Annotated in this window: 21 protein-coding genes; 15 read left to right on the top strand and 6 right to left on the bottom strand. The window is 38.9% G+C overall.

Annotation, left to right across the window (positions count from 1 at the left end; all coding sequences use genetic code 11):
• Nucleotides 1–16 precede the first annotated feature (16 nt).
• Nucleotides 17–682, bottom strand: coding sequence for a VTT domain-containing protein (locus tag ABJD71_RS09450; RefSeq protein WP_348167945.1), 666 nt, complete (start codon nt 680–682; stop codon nt 17–19).
• Between the two features lie 399 nt (nt 683–1,081).
• Between ABJD71_RS09450 and ABJD71_RS09445 the strand changes: the two genes are divergently transcribed.
• The 3 genes from ABJD71_RS09445 (at nt 1,082) to ABJD71_RS09435 (ending at nt 3,410) form a co-directional block, all read left to right on the top strand.
• A complete protein-coding gene (locus ABJD71_RS09445) occupies nt 1,082–1,984 on the top strand; it encodes a 2OG-Fe(II) oxygenase family protein (RefSeq protein ID WP_348167942.1) in 903 nt (300 codons plus the stop codon).
• Nucleotides 1,981–3,171 (top strand): MFS transporter, encoded by a 1,191-nt coding sequence (locus tag ABJD71_RS09440; protein WP_348167939.1) that lies wholly within the window; start codon nt 1,981–1,983, stop codon nt 3,169–3,171. The genes ABJD71_RS09445 and ABJD71_RS09440 overlap by 4 nt, the downstream gene beginning before the upstream one ends.
• 68 nt (nt 3,172–3,239) lie before the next feature.
• Nucleotides 3,240–3,410: a hypothetical protein gene (locus ABJD71_RS09435; RefSeq protein ID WP_348167936.1), complete on the top strand. Its 171-nt coding sequence runs from the start codon at nt 3,240–3,242 to the stop codon at nt 3,408–3,410.
• 251 nt (nt 3,411–3,661) lie between these two features.
• Here the strand turns inward: ABJD71_RS09435 and ABJD71_RS09430 are convergent, their stop codons facing one another.
• Genes ABJD71_RS09430 through ABJD71_RS09420 form a run of 3 tightly spaced genes read right to left on the bottom strand, consistent with a single transcriptional unit; the run spans nt 3,662 to nt 5,710 of the window.
• Nucleotides 3,662–4,363 (bottom strand): glutathione S-transferase family protein, encoded by a 702-nt coding sequence (locus tag ABJD71_RS09430; protein ID WP_348167933.1) that lies wholly within the window; start codon nt 4,361–4,363, stop codon nt 3,662–3,664.
• Between the two features lie 19 nt (nt 4,364–4,382).
• Entirely contained in the window at nt 4,383–4,787 is a 405-nt protein-coding gene (locus tag ABJD71_RS09425) for an MAPEG family protein (protein WP_348167930.1), read from the bottom strand.
• A gap of 29 nt (nt 4,788–4,816) precedes the next feature.
• A complete protein-coding gene (locus ABJD71_RS09420) occupies nt 4,817–5,710 on the bottom strand; it encodes an AraC family transcriptional regulator (protein ID WP_348167927.1) in 894 nt (297 codons plus the stop codon).
• Between the two features lie 207 nt (nt 5,711–5,917).
• Between ABJD71_RS09420 and ABJD71_RS09415 the strand changes: the two genes are divergently transcribed.
• The 7 genes from ABJD71_RS09415 to lepB all read left to right on the top strand — a co-directional run bounded on the left by ABJD71_RS09415 (nt 5,918) and on the right by lepB (nt 14,927).
• Nucleotides 5,918–7,411, top strand: a complete 1,494-nt coding sequence (locus ABJD71_RS09415) for an Hsp70 family protein (RefSeq protein ID WP_348167924.1) — start codon at nt 5,918–5,920, stop codon at nt 7,409–7,411.
• Between the two features lie 768 nt (nt 7,412–8,179).
• Nucleotides 8,180–8,722, top strand: coding sequence for a hypothetical protein (locus ABJD71_RS09410; protein WP_348167921.1), 543 nt, complete (start codon nt 8,180–8,182; stop codon nt 8,720–8,722).
• 67 nt (nt 8,723–8,789) lie between these two features.
• Entirely contained in the window at nt 8,790–9,716 is a 927-nt protein-coding gene (locus tag ABJD71_RS09405) for a M14 family metallocarboxypeptidase (protein ID WP_348168108.1), read from the top strand.
• A 130-nt stretch (nt 9,717–9,846) separates the two neighbouring features.
• Nucleotides 9,847–13,095: an FG-GAP-like repeat-containing protein gene (locus ABJD71_RS09400; RefSeq protein WP_348167918.1), complete on the top strand. Its 3,249-nt coding sequence runs from the start codon at nt 9,847–9,849 to the stop codon at nt 13,093–13,095.
• Nucleotides 13,096–13,322: 227 nt separating this feature from the next.
• Nucleotides 13,323–13,850: a hypothetical protein gene (locus ABJD71_RS09395; RefSeq protein WP_348167915.1), complete on the top strand. Its 528-nt coding sequence runs from the start codon at nt 13,323–13,325 to the stop codon at nt 13,848–13,850.
• Nucleotides 13,851–13,922: 72 nt separating this feature from the next.
• On the top strand, nt 13,923–14,138 hold the full coding sequence (locus ABJD71_RS09390; protein WP_348113113.1) for a hypothetical protein: 216 nt from the start codon (nt 13,923–13,925) through the stop codon (nt 14,136–14,138).
• Nucleotides 14,139–14,276: 138 nt separating this feature from the next.
• Entirely contained in the window at nt 14,277–14,927 is a 651-nt protein-coding gene (lepB, locus tag ABJD71_RS09385) for a signal peptidase I (RefSeq protein WP_348167912.1), read from the top strand.
• A 96-nt stretch (nt 14,928–15,023) separates the two neighbouring features.
• Here the strand turns inward: lepB and ABJD71_RS09380 are convergent, their stop codons facing one another.
• Complete coding sequence (locus tag ABJD71_RS09380) at nt 15,024–15,860, bottom strand: DUF2797 domain-containing protein (RefSeq protein WP_348167909.1); 837 nt, start codon at nt 15,858–15,860, stop codon at nt 15,024–15,026.
• Between the two features lie 181 nt (nt 15,861–16,041).
• Between ABJD71_RS09380 and raiA the strand changes: the two genes are divergently transcribed.
• The 3 genes from raiA (at nt 16,042) to ABJD71_RS09365 (ending at nt 17,941) form a co-directional block, all read left to right on the top strand.
• Nucleotides 16,042–16,398, top strand: a complete 357-nt coding sequence (gene raiA, locus ABJD71_RS09375) for a ribosome-associated translation inhibitor RaiA (RefSeq protein ID WP_289029292.1) — start codon at nt 16,042–16,044, stop codon at nt 16,396–16,398.
• Between the two features lie 150 nt (nt 16,399–16,548).
• Nucleotides 16,549–16,842 carry an EF-hand domain-containing protein gene (locus tag ABJD71_RS09370; protein WP_348142132.1) on the top strand — a complete coding sequence of 98 codons (294 nt, stop codon included), beginning with the start codon at nt 16,549–16,551 and terminating at the stop codon, nt 16,840–16,842.
• A 115-nt stretch (nt 16,843–16,957) separates the two neighbouring features.
• Complete coding sequence (locus tag ABJD71_RS09365; RefSeq protein ID WP_348167906.1) at nt 16,958–17,941, top strand: oxidoreductase family protein; 984 nt, start codon at nt 16,958–16,960, stop codon at nt 17,939–17,941.
• 7 nt (nt 17,942–17,948) lie between these two features.
• Here ABJD71_RS09365 and ABJD71_RS09360 read toward each other — a convergent pair whose 3' ends face one another.
• Complete coding sequence (locus ABJD71_RS09360) at nt 17,949–18,665, bottom strand: transporter substrate-binding domain-containing protein (RefSeq protein WP_348167903.1); 717 nt, start codon at nt 18,663–18,665, stop codon at nt 17,949–17,951.
• 128 nt (nt 18,666–18,793) lie between these two features.
• Here ABJD71_RS09360 and ABJD71_RS09355 point away from each other — a divergent pair, with 128 nt between their 5' ends.
• Together ABJD71_RS09355 and def are read left to right on the top strand one after the other, a co-directional pair.
• The gene (locus ABJD71_RS09355) at nt 18,794–20,542 is read left to right on the top strand and encodes an ABC transporter transmembrane domain-containing protein (protein ID WP_348167900.1); all 1,749 of its coding nucleotides are present in this window, start codon (nt 18,794–18,796) and stop codon (nt 20,540–20,542) included.
• 43 nt (nt 20,543–20,585) lie between these two features.
• Nucleotides 20,586–21,104, top strand: a complete 519-nt coding sequence (gene def / locus ABJD71_RS09350; protein ID WP_348167897.1) for a peptide deformylase — start codon at nt 20,586–20,588, stop codon at nt 21,102–21,104.
• The last annotated feature ends 18 nt before the right edge of the window (nt 21,105–21,122 follow it).

Here is a 21,122-nt window from a genome sequence, read left to right as displayed (position 1 = left end):
TAAAATACAATTATGTTTAGTTGATTTTATACGGATCTGAACCACGAACTTTGCGAGTAATTAACCAAGCTAACCATAGAATTAAGTTTACGCCTAGTGCACTATAAATAGCTGGGGTTGGGTTATCTATAGAGCTAACGGAACCCGCATAGGTGCAAATCAATACATAAGGGGTCACGCTCAGTGACCATGCAGATAAAAATTTTTTGAAGGGCATATTTGTCATACCCGCTAAACAGGCAGATATCTCTGGCAGCATAGGAATAGCTCTAGAAAAAAGTATCATCGAATAACCGTGTTTTTTAAAGTTTTGCCTAGCTTCTAAGCGTTGGTTTTCACTCGGTAAAATACGTTTTTCTATTTTTTCACCATGATAATAACTCAATATATATCCGAGTATACCTATTAGCATCAGGCCAATTAAACTAGCTACGGCACCATAAGTGTGTCCTAAAAAATATCCGCTTAGGATGACTGTGGCAAGAGTAGGGATAGATAGCAGCAGGTCTGATAGGAGGATAACTATTACAATCAAAATGAGTGTTATCACCCCCGTGTCTTTTGCCATTAATAGCCAATTTTCTACCTTTTCAATAGTTATGACGCCTGTGAACTTGATGACTAAGAGAATGCTAATGAACACCAAGCTTAACGAAAAAATGAGTTTTAATAGTGATTTCACTGTTGCTCTTTTTAAATGAGGGCTGTCTGATTTTGATTTTCCACAGCAATAAGTTTATCAAATTTCCCCAATTACTCTTTTAAAATATTTAGATGAAATCTGGGGTATTTGCCATTGCATTTAAAATACACAATGTTTAGTATTTTTATCTAGATTAAGAATAGCTGTATCTGAATGATTAGGTCATGCTATTGATACTTAACGTTAAAGGTAGTGATACGTTTATATTTAACTTAAGTATCTAAAATATAATAATAAAAAACAACTTCTTCGACATTTCTTATCCAGAACTGAGGTTAGTTATTTTACTCCGTAAAATAAGTCTAATGCCAACTAACTTCAGTTGTTGAATACGCTATCACTTCGACGGTTGCCATTAATCAGTTAAGGAAGGAATACATGTCGATACCTGTCATTCAGTTTAATCACGATCCAAATCCTGGCCAAGCCATTCACGATAGTTTGAGTGACTTAGGCTTTATGCAAATCAGTGATTTCGGTATTGATACTGAACTGCTTAAAAAAGTATATGACCAGAGTCGAGCTTTTTTTACAGGCGATGAAAATACTAAGCTGCGTTGCCAATACCGCTCAGCTACAGAAAACTTTGGCTATCAAGGGTTAAAGGAAGAAAACTTAGATCCTACTGCTCCTGCAGATTTAAAAGAAACCTTTACCATGCGCAATATTATTATGGGGGATATTGCTGACGATCGCTGGCCATCGGTGGAGTTTAAAGCTCTGATGCAGCAGTTTTATGCAAATGCCCTTTCTGCAGGTCATACCTTGCAGAAAACCATGGCTAAACATTTGAACCTTGATGAGGATTTTTTTAGTTCGACTCATAATGGCGAGAGTATTTCTCTGCGTTTACTTTATTATCCTGCGCAATCTGCAGATTCAGTAGTTGAGCAACAATTAGGTGCTGGGGCCCATACAGATTACGGGTTTTTAACCTTGTTATTTCAAGACAGTGTAGGCGGCTTACAGGTGTTAAATCACAAGGATCAATGGCAAGGGGTAGAGCCTAAAGAAAATACCGTAGTGGTCAATAGTGGTGACTTGCTTGAGCGCTGGAGCAATGGTCACTATCGCTCGACTTTACACCGGGTAGCACCTTGTACCCATGGCAAAGACAGGTTATCCATTGCAATGTTTTTTGATCCAGATAGCCCAACCTGGGTTGAGCCATTGCAGCAGTTGATATCTGACGAACAGCCCTGTAGGTATACTGCAACCACTGCGGGTGAACACATACAAGAAAAAATCCAGGCCACCCATAAAAAGAGATTTGCAGAATGATGAGTCGTTTTAGGTATTTACTGCCTCACATTGGGCTCATTATTGCCGCTAGTGCGGCGTTTTCTATGTCCACCTTGTTTAGCTCAGTCAAGCCTGTGTTGTTAACACAGTTTATGAATGAGGTTGGCTTCAAAGCTGGCTTGTCAGGTTGGCTAGTGGCAGCGCCTTTCATTGGCATTTCTCTGGCTACTTTTGTTGTAGCAAAAGCATTAGAGCGATATTCATATAGGCGCATTATTAGCTGTGCAGGCTTGCTTTTAGTTGCTTGCCAAATACTAAATAGTTTGTTCTTTAGTTATGCATTTTCTACTTTGTTGCTGCAACTCTTAAGCGGCATAAGTGTGGGGGTGTTGATGGGAGTAACTTCAAGCTTTATAGCCCGTTCAAACTCGGCTGGTACCCTGTTTGGTTTAGTTGACATGATAGGCGTACTGTTAATGTCTTTTATGGTTGCAGGCGCTAGCATGGCCACAGAAAAAAGCGGTGTTGCCGGTGGCTTTATGTTTAGCGTTATTTTAAGCGTGGTATTTTGGTTAGCCATGTTTGTTTATAAGCATAAAGCAGTTTCCGATTTACAAGACCAAAGCGTATCAGAAAATAATAAAATGACCTTTAAAGTTAGTTTACGCCCAGTGGTTATCATTCTAATGGGTGTATTGTTTGTGACCTTTAGCGGTCAAGGTTTTGCATTTATGTTTACTATCGCAACTAACCTAGGTATGAACTTTGAGGAATCTGGTAATAGTATTGGGCTTATTCTATTTTTATCTGCATTTGCCTGTTTGGTTGGCGGCATGTGTAGTGCTCGGTTTGGTCCAGAGAAACCTTTATTATGTGCATTCATCGTCTGTGCCATAGGATGGACTGTGGCAATTAATAGTACCTCACCAACTATATTTTTAATTGGATTGTTCCCTGCTATTTGTGCCCTACAATTTAGCTTTCCTGTGCTTTTGTCTCTAACCGGAACCTTAGATAGCCAAGGTAAATGGGCGGCCGTTGCGACGCCTTTACTCACTAGTGGTTTTGCATGGGCTGCGGTGTTATCTGGTCAAGTTGTTGAGGCGTGGGGGGTAAATTCCCTTGCAGTGACAACACAAGTCGGCATGGTTATATGCAGTTTGTTGCTTGTGCTGAGTGTTCGACTTTCAGGCTCCAATACCAGTATTGCTAAAATTTTAAGATAGGAACATTAAAATTAGTTTTTTGGTTCCACCTCAATATTTGTTGTATTGTGGCGTTATTCATATTCTAAATGTCCCTAACTAAGGTAGCGTTAACCTATAAAAGGCAAGTCATTCAAAGCGCTCAAAAATCTGACTTCCCGGCCATTCCTGCTTACAACTCTGGTCGTTTATCTTTGGATAATGATATAGGAAAGGTACTGAGCCCCAAAAGAAGAACCGTGTTTATGTCGATGCGCTAAGTGGCCAAGTCATCGCTGACATAACATTTGATGAGGATTCTACTTATCGAAAATTAGAAGCGATACTCATTTTTTACATACGGGCTAATTGTTAGGTTTAATCGGACAAAGCATTGCCGGTATTGCGTCGCTGTCATTATTTTTATTGGTATACACAAGTGTAATGATGTCATGGCGACGCTGGAAAAGCAGCCACAAAAAAGCCACGTTATGTGGCTTTATGTTATTTTTAAACAAGGTCTAACGGGTGGCTAACCATAATATCTAGTTTGCATTCGCTCACAAAATGTCACCAAGTTGCTATATCTTTTTGTTAAGTTCACCAAAGGTGAGGGCATGGTTGGTAACAGTATTTGTACCAACATAGCGTAGCTAGTGATATCGAGTAGGCTGAGTTTGTTATTAAAAAAGTACTCTTTGTCTCCTAGTAATTCACCCATAGCGTGTAATTGAACTTCGGCAATTTGCAGTATTTCAGTTTCACTGTGACGGCCCAAGCCATGGCCACGCATAGCTTTTATCATGCCCTTTCTGGCAACTTTAGGGATTATTTTGTTAAGTGGAAACGGCATGCCACCAAAAAATGTGGGTTTGATTATTTCCCAATTACTCTGGTACACCCATCTAAAATGTACAATACACCAATATAAGCGCTCCTCTAGGCTGGCACATGCTAAGTGGGATATCGCTTTTTGCTCGGTGCTTAAGTGGCTATTTACATCAAACTTATATGTGTCTTTTAGGTACTTTTCTATAAAAAAGCTATCAGTTACAGTTTTATTGCCATCTTCAATATATGGGAGTTTTCCTTTCGGCGCTTTTTGCAAATATTGGGTACCACTGAGTACTTCAAAAGGCTGTTTTGAAACAGTAAGCAAAAAGTTTACTTTTAATACAAAAGGGCTTGGGTCAGGCACATTTAAGCTAGGCCCAAAGCTATATAATTTAATCATTTTTCATCTCTTTACATGCTTAAAATTGAATGTTGAATTCAGTTAAAAGTGCATTCACTACACTAAATATTGCTAAAGCGGCAAGTACTACAATTGGGATAAGAGTTAACATAAAGCCTTGGGTTCTAGATGACGGATTACTGATATAAGCTCGCCAATAGATAAATCTACCTACTAAGTAAACACAGCCAATAGCAGCCATCCATACGGGGTTTTGGTGTTGCCCAGCCACAAACAGAGCGGGTAAGAACGCAACTAGCATTTCGAGGGTATTCATTTGTACTCGGTACATTTTTTCAAACTCGACAGACCCGCTAATTGCTGGGGCAGCAAGGCCACTTTTTCTTCTCGCATTGCCTGTCATTGCGCCAAAAAGTAAGTATTGGCTAACGGCAAATAGAGCAATTAATTCAATGTAATGCATTGGGTTTTCCTGTTTGGCAATTTAATGGGCTAGTCTCTTTGAGATTCAATGGGAACCGCGTAATACACAACCGAGTCATCAGATTGATAATTAAACTCAGGCCCATAGGTTTCAACATCTGGTCCGTAGGTGTGCTTCATATTTGAGCCTAACAACCAGCTAGAGTAGATGTAACTGATAGTTTGGTTAAAGTGATCGGTATTCACTTGTCCTGTATGCTTGAACTCTGCGTATTGTTGTTCAGAAAGTTTGGTGCTCTCCATACCTTTTGGGGTGGGGCCTAATTTAGACACCTCGATACACGCCATATAAAATAGTTTTTGTTCACCTTTGGTGTTTTCTTTAATGGTGATAATGCCGTAACACGTTCCTTCAATGGTGTTATCTATCTCTGAAACCCTAGGCATGAAGCTCTCCCAAAGTTCAGGTAGTTTTTCAGCAATGTTAGTTTTGTCTGACTCAATACCGATAACTTCGATTTTCACACCAACTAGTATCTTGGCACGGACAGTATAAATGCGAGGCTCTAAACTGAGATTTTGGTGCAAGTTTTCTAAATAGCCTTGATCAAATCGAGCTTTTTTTATTATTAATGCTTGGCTAGCCCGTTGCCTGTATTCGCTGGGTGAATAACCAAACAACTTTTGGAAGGCTCTGGTATAAGACTCGTGAGATTCAAAGCCAGATGATATGGCAACATCGAGAATCGAACGTTCTTTATTAAACAAGCTATCCATAGAGTTAGCTATACGTCTCGAACGCACGTATGACTTTAAGGTTTCGTTTGTTAAGGCTTTAAATATGCGCTGAAAATGCCAATGGCTCATATTGGCATGGGCTGATACAGACGCTAGAGGAATAGGTTTGTCTAAATTGTCCTCAATATAATCGATGCCAAGCTGAATGCTGTCTATGTATTTCATATCTAAGTCCTAGTAAGTGTAGAGCTATCTTAAACCGTTATTTTTGTCTTTATTTGACCTTTTGTGCTTTTCTTTAAATTCACTTCCAAAATTTTATCAATTGGTTTTAACTAGTCTTTATCCTCTTCTTTTAATGAACTTTTAGTCGTTTTCTATTACAATTCGCGGCCATATTTTTAAGCATGATTTAGGTTTCGAGCAGCAGACATGGCAGCAATTGGTATAGATTACGGTACATCAAATTCTGAGGTGGTGTATTTTGATGGTGAGCAGCATCACTTTATAAAGCTTGACCCTAGCTTAGAGTCTGCAAATAAAATTCGTTCGTCTGTGTTTATCTACTATCAAGATGAATTGCCGTTACCGCCTGCAGCTATTATTGAAGCTAAAGTGTCACGTATCAAACAAGCCATTACCGAACAGCTTGATAAAGCTAAAGATGGTTATTACGAAGCCAAAGACCCAAGAGAGCAGCGAGTGTACAGCGATAGAATTGATGAGCTGCGCGCTGAGCTACACAACCGCCCCGCATTACAACGCCGGGCTATACAATTGTTACTTAAAGATATGACGGTACAAGATTTGTCGCTACAACAATTGGTAGACACAGGGCAGTTTGCTTTTGGTGAAGAGGGCTTTAAACGTTACTTAAAAACACCTGACAAAGGGCGTTTGATTTATTCACCTAAAAACTTTTTAGGGGCCAGTTTAGTTGAAGGCCAGCAACGAGCCTTTATAGGTATGATTGCTAAACAGTTAGAGTTTTTTAGGTTAAGTGCAGAACAGCAATTAAATATGCCTGTTGATACCGCGGTGATTGGCCGCCCTGTTAAGTTTCATGGTACTCGAGGCGATGCTGGTAACAACCAAGCTATTGGCATTATGACCCAAGCTGCTCAAAAAGCCGGTTTTAGTAAAGTGAACTTCTTAGAAGAACCTATTGCTGCAGCGTATAAAATTGAACGCACCCTAAATAAACACACCAATGTTCTGGTGGTAGATATTGGCGGTGGTACTACTGATATTTGTTGTATTCGATTATCCCCAGAAAAGCTGGCTAACTTTGACCGCCAGCAAGATGTGCTATCTGTAACCGGTACCCGCTTAGGCGGCATGGAGTGCGACAAAAATCTTATTGTTAAATCTATCTCACCGAGCATGGGACAGGGGTTATTAATGACCAATGGTTTGCCCGTGCCGCCCACTTATTACTCTGATATGTGTGCTGTTGACGATATACCTAAATTGAATCGTTTTTTCTCTGAAGAGTATGGGTTAGAAATCGCGCAAACCAAACATATGGTAAAAGAGCCTGAATTATTAGAGCGCTTGCTTACGGTACAAGAAGATAAACTATCAGCAAGATTAGTGAACTCTGCCCGCTTAGCTAAAGAGCTCTTATCGTCTAAGCAAGCGATTACTTTACCTCTACATTACATTGAAGCTGATTTCGGTGTCGATATTAATGTAGAAGAGCTACAACGTTCTATGCAGTCTTGGTTGCGTAGGGTGAAAAAACTAGTAAAAGAATGTTTAGATAACAGTGCAGAACAGCCAGAAATGTTATTTATTACAGGTGGCATGAGTTTGTCACCCATAGTGCAAAAAGAGCTACTAGAGATGTTACCCAACCTGCCATTAATGGAAGGCGACGCCTTTAATTCTGTGTGTGAAGGGTTAGCCATTCAGGCCGCTAAGTAGCTGTTAACTCTAATCAGATAAAGGTTTAGCACTTGCATGTGTAAGTTTGCACTAACACTATTAGATGACACATAAAAAGGAGAAATAAAAATACTTCTTTTTTTGTTATTTGGGTAGTTAAAATCAAGTATTGGTGACAAGTTGATTTGCCCCTCATTTTACTAGCCTAACTCCATCTATTGATGTTCATGGTTCCAATGATTATGGCAGCATTGACCCTTAAATCCTCCAGAGTCACCCTTTTGCTGGTTGGTTTTTTAACTTTTCGTTTTATTGGCGCTAACTCAAATAAGTCATGTGGTGTCAGAAGCATCAAAAACCTTCGTATTTATAATCTATATTTTACCAATTACATTCATAAGTTTAAGGATATATAAAAGACTGTATGTCTCAACTAAAACCCAACAAGTTACGTAGAATTTTTTTTGTGTCTATTTTTTTTACATTTTTGAGGTATGTTGAAAAAGCAAAGTTGTAACTAATTGAAAATAATAGGTTAATTATGTGGCCTACGTTTTGCTTAGTGTTGATGGCATTGTGACCTTCATTTTTGCAGAGCGATAAGTCTTAGGTTTTGTTGGGTTTAGAACAACAAAAAACAAACGATAAAAAGAGTATTACCTCCCAACAAGTTAGAGCCAGCTAGCTACCCTAGCTGGCTTTTTTATTTGTAGAAATTTTACAAACACCAGTTTCATTTATTTATTGTCTGGCGTTTTAATCGCTTATCGTAGAACATATCCTTAACTATAATCGCTCGAGGTTTAAATGATTAATAACGTTAAGTATTTGGGTGCTTTTATTGGATTTTTGTTGGCTTTTCAATCATCGGCAATAGAAAAAAGTATGACAGATAAAATTTTATTGGCATTAATTGAGCGGAATTTACCTGTTGTGCTACATGATGAAAAAAGCCAACCTTGGGATTTTGGCACCTATGATGTTCAGATTAAAAAGTCGGGTTTGGTTGATTTATCCAACTCTACTGATAATTTGCAGTTAACCATGCCAATAGAAGTGGTTATGTTGGCGAACGTTAATAAAGACTTTCTTGGTCAAAGGGTTGTTTTAGCTTGTGACAGTAATTTTCAAACGCTCACAATTTTAGATGTTAGTGTTTTACTTAACCAACCTAAGTCTGCTGCGGACGTTAAAATATCGGTTCCAGTTCCTGAAGTGTTTCTTTTTTGTGATGGTTTAAAATTACCCATACAGCCTTTTTTGCAGCAACTTGTGTTAGATAAAAAAGTAGAGTGGGAAAATAAGTTAGAGGCCGAATTACAAATGTTACTAAAGCAAGCTGGTATTTAATGGACAAGTCTAGCTCTGCCAATGCTGTAGGCATAACCATTAACTCATACCTATTTAACAGGAGCTTATTTTGCAGACTAATCGCTATCCAATAGGCGAACCAGGACAAAAATGGGGCGACCAACAAAAGTGTCTCTGGTTAGAGAGCCAAACTAAAAAGCGTTCGTATCAAGACGATGTGGTGAGCCAGTTAGATAGCTTGGCTTTACAGTTTGATATTGAGCAGCATGGGACTCTAGATTACGAAGTGGGGAAGTTCCCACTATACGCGTTAGGAAGCCTGACTTGGGACAAAAGTAAACCTAATGTCTTAGTTACCGGAGGTGTGCATGGGTATGAAACCAGCGGTGTACTTGGGGCGCTAAGGTTTGCAGCTAGCGAAGCGAAAAATTATCATCAATATTTTAATCTTTTGATAGTGCCTTGTGTTAGCCCTTGGGGATACGAAACTATTAATCGTTGGAACCCCGATGCAATTGATCCTAATCGCGCGTTTTATATTAACAGCCCTGTACAAGAGTCGGCCGCATTAATGAAGTTAGTCGCAGATCTAGATTTTGTGATGCACATAGATTTACACGAAACTACCGATACTGATAATTCTGAGTTTCGCCCGGCACTTGCTGCAAGAGATGCAGTAGACCATAAAGAATGGGCGATACCCGATGGATTTTACACTGTGGGTGACAGTGCCAACCCTTGTGCTGATTTTCAGCGTGCTGTGATTCAAGCTGTAGAGAAGATTACCCATATTGCGCCAGCTGATGAAAGTGGTCGAATTATTGGTGAGCAAATTCAGCAACAAGGTGTTATTAACTATGACCTGAAACCTTTAGGTTTATGTGCAAGTGTAACGAATGCAAAATATGTTACAACTACAGAGGTGTATCCTGATAGCCCTTATGTAGATTCTGAAAACTGTATTTTGGCACAGGTAGCCGCAATAAAAGGTGCGCTGGATTTTACCAAGCTGAAAACCCATAACAAGGTTTAGCTCATTATTGAAAGCTAATTTAACTTGTTTGTTATTACACATTAACCTAATATTTTACAATTAAAACAATGTTCTATGTGTTGTTAAACTGTTTTTAATACGTAGACTCAACTCAAGGTTTTTTATTAATATGATTCATTTTAAGCGTTTTTTTTTCAATCGTAGGAGCTTGCTAGTTGCGTTTTATTATTGCTATTCATCAACAAGTTTGGCTATTGAGGTAACTGAAGATTTTTCTACATTAAGTTTAATGGACGCTAGTCAAACTACTGCTATCTGGTCTACAGAAAAGGAAAGTGTTTCTCTCCCTTGGTTAACATCTCAAAGTGGTTATGATTATGAGTTTTTAGAGGGGGAAGATCTATACGCATTTTCAACTATTACTAGGTTTATTCTTGCTGTTGATATCGATATGGATGGTGACCAAGACATATTGCAAGCCAATGAAGATAGAGTAAATCGCGTCTATTTTAATAACGGTGATGGGGTGTTTACTTCTGGGTTAGACATTTCAATCGATACAAACAACACATATGGTATTGCTAGTGCTGACATTGATGGTGACGGTGATAACGATGTCATCACCGGAAATAATGGCGAAGTAAATCGCGTATATTTTAACAATGGTGATGGTACATTTATTACTGGTTCTAATATTTCAACGGATACTAACAGTACTTTCGGTATAACAACAGCTGATATTGATGCTGATGGAGATGAAGATGTTTTAGTCGCTAATAGGGGGCAGGCTAACCGATTTTATCTAAATAACGGAGATGGTACTTTTGATGCTGGAAGCGATATTTCCACTGATCTTCTGAATACTCAGACTATCGCCACTACAGACATTGATAACGATGGTGATATTGATGTTTTAACTGGTAATGAAGGGGGAATTAATTATGTTAATTTTAATAATGGAGATGGTACATTCAGTGCGCCAATTCCCATTTCATCAGATAGGAACAATACCCGTAGCATAGCGCTAGGAGATTTTGACAATGATGGGGATATAGATGTCTTAGCTGGAAATTTTGTTCAAATCAATCGTTTATACCTCAATAAAGGTGATGGCTCTTTTGAAGAAGGTTTGAATATTTCAAGTGATGCAAATGACACATACGGAATTACGTCGGCTGACGTTGATGGAGATGGAGACCTCGATGTGATTTCTGGGAACAGAGATCAAAATAACTTTCTATACCTAAATAACGGGGATGGTAATTTTGCAGCAGGGGAGCCTATTACATCCGATACCGACAGTACTCTAGTTGTCTTGGCTACAGACATTGATCAGGATGGTGATATTGATGTGGTTGCTGGAAATGTATTCGATAACGAGCGTGTTTATTTTAATGAACAGGTTAGTGATGAGAGGACATTAAGTGCAACAGAAAGTACAGTGATTTCGTCTAATGAATATAACAGTACTGATATTGTAGCTTCAGATTTTGATAATGACGGTGATTTCGACCTTTTCGCTTCGAATTATGCTGCAGCTAATTACATTTATATTAATAATGGAAACAGCATATTTACTTCAGAATTACAAATTTCAAGTGATGTCAATAATAGCCAAAGTATTTTGGTTGTTGATGTAGATAAGGATGGCGATGTAGATGTGTTAGTTGGTAATGATGGTCAAACTAATCGTTTATATTTAAATGATGGAGCTGGAGGCTTCGACAGTGGGGTTGATATCTCTTCTGATACTGATAATACATTTGAAATGGTTGCTGCGGATGTTGATGTTGATGGTGATATAGACATAATTGTGGCTAACAATGGTCAAAAAAATCGTTTGTATCTAAATAGTGGTAGCGGTACTTTTAGTGCAGGAATAGATATCTCAATTGATGTAAATAATACGACAAGCATTGTAAGTGCAGACATTGATAAAGATGGTGATAGTGATGTAATTGTAGGAAATGATGGACAGGTCAATCGGTTATTTTTAAATGATGGTAATGGTACGTTTGGGGTAGGCGTCAATGTTTCTGTCGATACAGATAATACGCAAAGTATTGTTGTAGTGGATATAGATTTTGATGGTGACTTGGACGTGTTAGCTGGCAACAGTGGTCAAGCAAACCGCATTTATATGAACAACGGCGACGGAACATTTGGAGCGGGATCAGATATTTCTACTGATACAGATAATACTCAAACTTTAACAGTTTTCGATATGGATCTTGATGGTGATTTGGACTTGGTTGCAGGTAACGATGCTCAAGTAAACCGATTATACTCAAACAACGGTGACAGTACTTTTAGTACAGGAACTGATATTTCTAGGGATACAAATAACACTCGAAGCCTCATAACCGCAGATTTAGATACTGATGGTGATGTGGATTTGGTAGCAGGTAATTATGGTCAAGCCAATCAAGCATTTTTAATAGGGGAGTACGATCTTCAATCTTCCCTTGTTACTTCTTTAAATATTAATAGTGAAGCTTTACCTATTTCTAGTGTTACCTTAATGTCAACTCAAATTATGGAGTCTAATACGAGTATCGAATACTTTGTTACCAACAATGGAGGTTCTCAATGGTCTCAGGTGGCAGTAGGCGAAGAGTTTATTTTTTCTGACTCGGGAAATGGAGATTTGAGATGGCAGGCAACTTTGCTTTCACCTTCTTCATCTTTTACACCTGTGTTATCAGAGTTGCAACTGTCTTTTGTTGTCGCAAACCGAGCGCCAGTTATTTCAGGTTCACCTATTGCTATCATTGAAGAAGGACAAAATTATAGCTTTACCCCTACAGTCACTGATGAAGATGCAGAGGACACAAGAACTTTTAGTATAACTAATCAGCCTCCTTGGTCTAATTTTAACACTACTACAGGTACTCTAAGTGGCACGCCAGCAGCTGGAGATGTCGATACTACATCTGGAGTTGTCATAACTGTGAGTGATTCTAAAGGAGCGACAGCGAGCCTTCCTCCGTTTGATTTAACTGTTACCGCATTATTTGTGAACAGTCCTCCAGTTATTTCAGGTTCACCAGGTACGACAGTTGAAGAAGGTATGAACTATAGCTTTACGCCTACAGTAACAGATGAAAATGTAGATGACACTAGTACGTTTAGTATTGTTAATCAGCCAGTTTGGGCTAATTTCGATTCTTCTACAGGGACATTAAGTGGTACGCCAACCTCAGCTAATGTAGGAGTGATATTAGGTATTGTCATCTCTGTAAGTGACGCTGCGGGGGCAACTTCAAGCTTGGCTTCATTTAGTATAACTGTGACTGAAGAAATAGTTGATGTTTGTAGTAAGTGTGAGAAAAAAGGGGGAAGCATCAATTTATTTGTTCTGTTAATAGGGCTTATTTTAGTTGGTGTACGACGTATAAACTCAGTACCTCGTTTTTAGTTACCACTGTGTTACGGCAGTAATGTAGTAAAAATTATTTTTTAAGATTTTTATTCAATATATGAAATGCCAGTAAATGAGAGTTTATTGGCATTTTTGTCACTGATATCACAGCAGTGTATTTAAATACTCTGAATTTGTTTTTATCTCTTCATTTAAAAAGGAACAATTTTAAAGTTAGCAACGTACAGTGAATAAAAATCAATAACAGAAGGTTTCATAATCTAATGAAGAGTATTTTCTGGTGCGTATGTTGTCTCGTAATTTTAATGGGCTGTGCTAATTATGACTATCCCAGTAATGTCAAAATTGGTAGTACAGTGCCTGCTGCTTCAGGTCAAAACCTAGAGGGTGATGCTGTTAATATTCCTAATGACTTTCTAGGAGAGCCTACTTTACTTCTACTAGGGTACAAGCAAGATTCTCAGTTTGATATAGACCGTTGGTTGATCGGCTTGGACATGACAAGTACCCAAGTGGCCGTTTATGAAATTCCGTCTATTCAAGGGATGTTTCCAAGGATGTTTAGTACAGTCATTGATGATGGGATGCGTAAAGGCATTCCAAAGGCCTTATGGAAGGGGGTCATTACGGTTTATGAAGATGGCGATAAGTTACAACGCTTTACTGGAAACCAAAATCCCAATAATGCCAGAGTGATCCTCTTAGATAAGCAAGGTGAAATTGTTTATTTTTATGATGATGGATTTGCGGTTTCAGCTTTAAACGCCCTACGTAGTCAATTAGTAGAATGATTTATGGTGTGGATTGCATAGTTGAAGCTTGACTAAGATAATAATGCAATCACACTATTTAATTTAAAATATATGCAAACAGAAATTAGTTACAGCTTCCCTTCTGCACCCGTGGCCAATCGTTTTTTAAATGAGCTTAAACATTGGTCTGTGGCTGATGTTAAAGCAAAATTGTTTAACAACTCCGACTCAGTAAAAGTAACCTATGAGTTCGATGGTAAGGGGTTTGATTATACCTGCTCTGAATTAGATGATTTAGCAAGCAAGTATGACGGGCAAGAAGTGTAACCTCTGCCTTACGATATCTCATAGTACCTAGATTACTCACCATGCTCCTTTGAAATATAGGTTTACATTTAAATAGTGAACCTGCTGTTCTTTGTTAAGGTCAAATCAGAACTTAACTTACTTTGAAGGGGCGAAACCATGAAACAAAAATTTCGAGCTACCAGTATACTCAAGCAAAATTGGGGCTTTTTAGCGGTGATGCTCTTGGTATTTGCATCTCGCAGCAGTTTAGCTGATTGGTATCACGTACCTACAGGTTCAATGTTACCGACTATCGTTGAAGGTGACCGGATTTTTGTTGATAAAATGGCGTATCGTTTAGAGGTGCCTTTCACCGATATTGAAGTCATGGAAATCGCTAAACCTCAGCGGGGAGATATCGTAGTTTTCAACTCTGTAAAGGCTGATAATCGTTTAGTGAAACGCCTGATTGGTGAGCCGGGTGATACCGTGGCAATGCAAAACAATGTGTTAATCATAAATGGAGATGCAGTGCAGTATGCTACTACCAAGCAACCTTTTTTGCAGACTGAGTACTTAGATGACACTGCCCATTTTGTGCAGTTTACGCCTGTGGCTAATGCTAAAGATAACTTTGAAGCTGTGAAAGTGCCTGAAGGTCATTATTTGGTGTTAGGGGATAACCGTAATAACAGTGCAGATTCACGATATTATGGCTTTGTTCCTGCTATTGAAATACAAGGTAAGGCAACAAAAGTATTGATGTCTTTGGATGCTGAAAACTATTATATTCCTCGCACTGAACGCATTTTAGTACCTCTCACTTAATCGTAAATACTACCCACTCATTCACCTTTGCCATTCGATATTCAAGTTGTGTGAGTGGGCTTTGTTCATAACTAAGGGCGTAGCATAAGGTGTTAATTAGATTTCTATTGATAGAAAGTAGCCTGAATATTTTCTCATGTTAATAACTCTGTCTGAGTCGAGCAGTAAGTATTGTCCTTTTATGCCCAATAACGTGCCTTCAAAGCCTAGTTCTTTATCTAAATTAATAGACTTTACCTTTTCTGGGTATTGTTTCACTGGATAATGGATATTTATGGCTGGCGCATCAACTATATCGATTGCTTGAAAGCCGTACTCTTCAATAATTTCGTCAAGCTCAGCTTCAACTTCTGTTAGCAATGACTCTTTAAGTGTTTCAAGGTCAACTTGTTCTGGTTGGCTTTTTAGCATAGTGCGCCAATTGGTTTTATCGGCAATATGCTCTTTAAATGCCATTTCAACCATACCACTGGTTAATCTATTCTGTACCCGCATTATGGCAATGGCTTGAGTGGCGCCTTGGTCTATCCAGCGGCTAGACACGCCATCAGTAACGTGGCGAGTAATCCCCACTTTTACTGTGCCAGTATTCGCTAGGTATACAAAGTGATCAGATAAACAATTTTCTTCGCCCCATTTAGGATCGCGACAAGTTCCGGCATCGTAATGACACAACTCTGGTTTTATAATGCAAGTGTCGCACTGCGCTAGTTTCATTAAACAGCGATAGCAGTGGCCTTGGTTAAAGCTTTTTTTGGTCTTAATACCACAACTTACACAGTGGATTTCTCCCTCGTAATTGACTTTTATTGATTGGCCAATAAGGGCGTTCATATCTAACGTGTCGTCGCCTATAGGCAAAGCGTATTGTGCTAAATTGCCTGAGTCTGTGGTTACCCGCATTTTGCGAATATTACCCTGTAATTGGGTCATGAAGTTTTCCAATGATAATCGTTCTAAAATATCCCGCAAATTTACCATGTGAGAACTAACTTGGCGAAAAATATCAAACAGTATGATTATTTATATTGGTTATTCCTTGTTTTCTGTGCAAGATGTCCCAAGCTATATATTGAAGACAATCAAAATGTAATCAAAGCAAAGAGGAAAATCTATGAAAATAAATGTTTCAGGTCATCATTGCGATATCACAGAAGCGGTTAAAGAAAGCATCAATCAAAAACTTTCAAAAGTAGCCAGCCATTTTCCCACCCTGATCGCGTTAGATATCATTGTGACTAAAGAGCACGGCGAGTATAGTGCAGAGATTTCTACTAAGTATGAAGGGTCAAGCATCGCAGTAAAAGGTAAAGGTGATGTGATGTACCCTGCTATATCGCAGGCTAGTAAGAAATTAGATGCCGCCCTTAAACATCGAAAAGGTCAATTGAAAAGCGATCTACACGCTAAGCCGAGTTGCACCACACCAGAAATCGCTCACGAAATTATTCAAGAGATGGATTTAACCTAAATAACGCTTTTAATATCTGCGCTGAAGAGTCACTTCAGCGCTATCAATTCAATGCACATTCGTTGCACATTTTTTGCGGGTTTGTTGCACACTATCTTAATAAGAATATTGTAAACTACTCCTGAACTTAACAAAGATACAGGTGTTAATATGCATTCATTTAAATCTACATTTTCTAAATTATTTATCGCTTCAGTGGCACTTGCTTTGACTTTTAGCGCGGTTGCTCAAGAGCGAGGTAGCAGAGATATGCAACGAGGTGAGCGTCCAAGCTTTTCTTCTCTTGATTTGGACGGTGATGGTGTCGTGACATTTGCAGAGTTTGAGCAAAGCGATGTGCCAAACAATGAACACGCTACTATTTTTGGGCATATTGATGCCGATGGCGATGGTCAAATTACTGAAGAAGAATTTACTAGTCATAAGCCCCCAAGAAGAAACTAAACGTTAGCGAACCCCTCTTTCTGCTCAATTAAGCCATCAAAATAGATGGCTTTTTTTTATTTTTAGTTTTTTTAATATTAGGATAGCCCTACCTAATATTTTTTTTGAACACTAAATGACAACCAGCGCATTACTTTTAGAAAAACTGCAACTCCAGTTAGCTGATAAAGGGCTAATTAAAACAGAAACAGTACAAGCTTTGTGGAGTGGTTATGGTGAAATCGCTCGATATTTCAGCCCTAAAGCGGGTAATTCATTTATTGTGAAAAGCATTTGCCCACCTACACAGTTAGACCATCCTAGAGGTTGGAATACAAACGCTAGTCACAACCGTAAGTTAATGTCTTATGAGGTAGAGTCTTGTTTTTATCGTCACTATCAAGCCCAATGTGATCAATTTTGTAGAGTTCCTAATTTAGTCACAACCATGGATGTTGAAGAAAATCAGGTAATGGTTTTAGAAGACTTAGATGCAGCTAAGTTTTCCGTTAGAAAATCTCTAGTGGGCCTTAAAGATGTGGCTAAAGGCGTAAAATGGTTAGCCCACTTTCACGCCCGCTTTATGCAAACCAACGCCGAAGGATTGTGGCCAGTTGGCAGTTATTGGCACTTAGCCACCCGCAATGATGAGTTTGAAAAAATGCAAGTGGGAGAGCTAAAAGATAAAGCGCAAAAAATAGATAGTGTGTTAAACCAATCAAGCTTTCAGACATTAGTCCATGGAGACGCTAAATTAGCGAATTTTTGCTTTCCTGATGATGAGTCTGTTGAAAATGTAGCTGCCGTTGATTTTCAATATGTGGGACATGGGGTGGGGGTCAAAGATTTAGCCTATTTTCTAGGGGGTTGTTTAAGCGCTGCTGCTATATTTGAATATGAAAGCGAAATTTTGTCATTATATTTTAAAGAACTAAAAAAAGCGTTTGTGCGTTATAATATTGCTCTTGATGGTAATGAAGTGGAAGCTCAGTGGCGTAGTTTGTACTCACTAGCTTGGGCTGACTTTCATCGGTTTTTATTAGGATGGGCAGCAGAACATGTAAAAATTAATGCCTATATGCAACATCAGACTAAAACAGCACTTTTGATGATTAACTGATGTTTTATTATTGCCCTTGAGCCATTAGCTTTGCTACAGCCCGCAATTTAGCTAACTTAGCTGGTGCGATGTTTTTACCTGCCGCTAAGTACCCTGTAGTACTCAACTCTGGCAAGTCTTTCACTAAATAAACATAATCTTCAGGCTTGTTGAACCGCACTAACATATCATCTATGAATTGTCGGCTATCTATTATTAGGTCAATGTTCTTATTTAGTAATAAGTTCCATGAACAATCAATATCTGCACAAATCATAAAATGTTTACCTTCTTCAAGGCCTTGGCTTAGCATCCAATCATGGGCAAAGTCATTGCGTTGAACTGCAATAATATATTCAGATATTTTTTCTATTGTAGAGAGGTCCATTGGTTTATTGCTGCTCAAAGCTACAAAGCCAAATTTATATTCAACTACTGGTATTAACCAATGAAACAAATCGACTCTTTCAGGCGTTCTCGCTATTGAATAAATTAGGGTGTCTGGCTCTTTGATCGATTTATTATATGCTCTGGCCCAGGGGTAAATATCGTAGTTAACGGTTAATCCAGTTTTATTTATGAATGCTTTAACTTTGTCAGTTGAGGACCCGCTAACTTGATTGTTTTGCCATAACTGATGAGGAGGTGAAAGTTCAGTAACGATATTTAAATCTACTGCAAAGGCTGCTGTCGTTTTGTAAAAAAATGTTAAGCATAATGTGACTAGAATAATTTTGCTTAGCATGAAATGAATTAAACCTCTGACTCAATAAAATTTCGGTGTAGTCTAGACATTCTACTCAAAAATCCTACATATTTATATTTTTGAGTTTAGATATTTCCGTCATTATTTTAGAAAAAGCGAGTCAAAATTTGCAACAGGTAAAAACCTCTACCCTAATGAGTTGGCTGTTTGGTCAACTAAAGCCTTACCGTTCAAAAGTGGCCATTGCCATTATTGCATTAATTATCGCTGCTGCTTGTTGGTTATTGCTGGGACAAGGTGTGAAAGCTGTGGTTGATGATGGCTTTATAGCGAATAGCGCTGACAATATTACTCGCTACATGCTGATGGTGTTGGGTATTGCCTTAATTGGCAGTGTGGCCGCATATTTTAGGTTTTATTGGATGATATGGTTAGGAGAGAGAGTCAGTGCTGATATAAGGCAGCAAGTTTATAGTCATTTACTTACTCTTGCCCCTGACTTTTTTGCCACGACACGTACAGGGGAAGTGATCTCCCGTTTCACTGCCGATACCACATTGTTGCAGTCTGTTGTGGGAATGGGGCTATCTATGGGGCTACGCAGTGCCATAACGTTTATTGGTGCTTTAAGTTTAATGTTGTTTTCTAGCCCAATGTTGACCTTGTATGTTTTGTTAGCGGTACCCTTGGTATTACTTCCAATACGAGTCTTAGGGGCGAAAGTGCGTTTATATTCTAAGACTAGCCAAGATAGAGTCGCTGATGTGGGCGCCTATGTTGATGAAACGCTACATGAAATTCATACCGTTCAGGCCTATTCACACGAAATGATAGATACAGAGTTGTTTCAAAACCGTATAGAAAGTGTGATGCAAGCCGCTCACTTTCGTATTAAATATCGAGCCTTGCTGGTGGCGTGCATCATGGCTATTAGCGTATCGGCAATTGTTGTTGTAGCTTGGATTGGAGCTCAGAGTGTTTTGAGTGGTGATTTAACGGCAGGCGAGCTCACAGCGTTTATGTTTTATGCTGTAATGGCTGGTGGAGCTGTGGCAACAATCAGCGAAGTGATTGGAGAAATTCAAAAAGCAGCAGGGGCAAGTGAGCGCTTAATGGAGCTATTGCATACCCAAACATCTATTGCATCACCAGCGCAAGCAGTTGCTATATCTACTAAAGTACGCGGCGATATTAAATTGAATCATGTAGGGTTTTCATACCCTCAGAGTGCTGAAAATCTGGTCCTCAGTGATATCACTCTACACATCAAACCTGGAGAGCGGGTTGCACTGGTGGGCCCAAGTGGTGCGGGTAAATCAACTCTGTTTCAACTACTGCTACGCTTTTACGATGCGACCTCTGGTGGAATTACCATAGACGGTAGTGACATAACAGCCTTAGACGTATCTAGTTTGCGGCAACAGTATGCATTAGTGCCCCAGGAATCTGTGATTTTTGCTAGTAGTGTGGCCGATAACATCTGTTATGGTCGACCTAATGCGCCGTTGTCAGAAATTCAATCTGCTGCCAAAGCGGCGCGAGCTCACAATTTTATAGAAGCGTTGCCAAATGGATATAAAACTAACTTAGGTGAGCGAGGTGTGCGGTTGTCTGGTGGCCAGAAACAAAGGATTGCTATCGCTAGAGCAATTTTGGCCGATCGCCCAATATTATTATTAGATGAAGCCACTAGTTCATTAGATGCTGCAAACGAACAACAAGTTAAGTTGGCTCTTGATGTATTAATGGAAAATAGAACATCAATTGTGATTGCTCATCGATTAGCAACTGTCATTAATTCAGATCGAATTATTGTTATGGACAAAGGGATAATTGTAGCAATAGGCACCCATGAGGACTTAATGGAACGCAATGAATTATATCGTGAATTTGCTCAGTTACAGTTAATGAACTGAAGTATCATGTGAGAAGTCCATAGAATTTTATGAGAATGAAGCAATGAAAATAGCTCAAGTAGGTGAAGACATATTGAAAGCTCCTGCTCGCAGTGTGGCTAAGGATGAATTTGTAACGGATAACTTCAATCATTTTTGCGATTCGCTGTTAGCTACCATGCTAAGTGCCGAAGGAATTGGCATAGCTGCACCGCAAGTGTTTGACCCAAGAGCTATTATGATTATTGCCTCAAGGGCTAACCTTAGGTATCCAGATGCACCGGATATGCAGCCCATGTTTTTAATTAACCCCCAAATTTTAGCTAGCAGTGCGAAGCAAGTATGGGAGTGGGAAGGATGTTTATCTGTACCAGGATTACGGGGGCGTATTGAACGACCTGATTGGGTCGAAGTGAGTTATGATGACAGACAAGGCAAAACACAGCATATTAAGCTTGAAGGGTTTATTGCTCGTATTTTTTTACATGAATTTGATCATTTAATTGGTAAAACTTGGCTAGATCATATCAGCTGTACCGATAATATTATGGCTAACGATTTATGGATTGAAACATTCACTTAATAAATTTTGATATCAAAT

The sequence above is a fragment of the Paraglaciecola sp. genome (assembly GCF_039943935.1).
Lineage (GTDB): Bacteria > Pseudomonadota > Gammaproteobacteria > Enterobacterales > Alteromonadaceae > Paraglaciecola.
The sequence above is the reverse complement of the archived record's forward strand: the minus strand, read 5'-3'. Positions and strand labels throughout refer to the sequence as shown.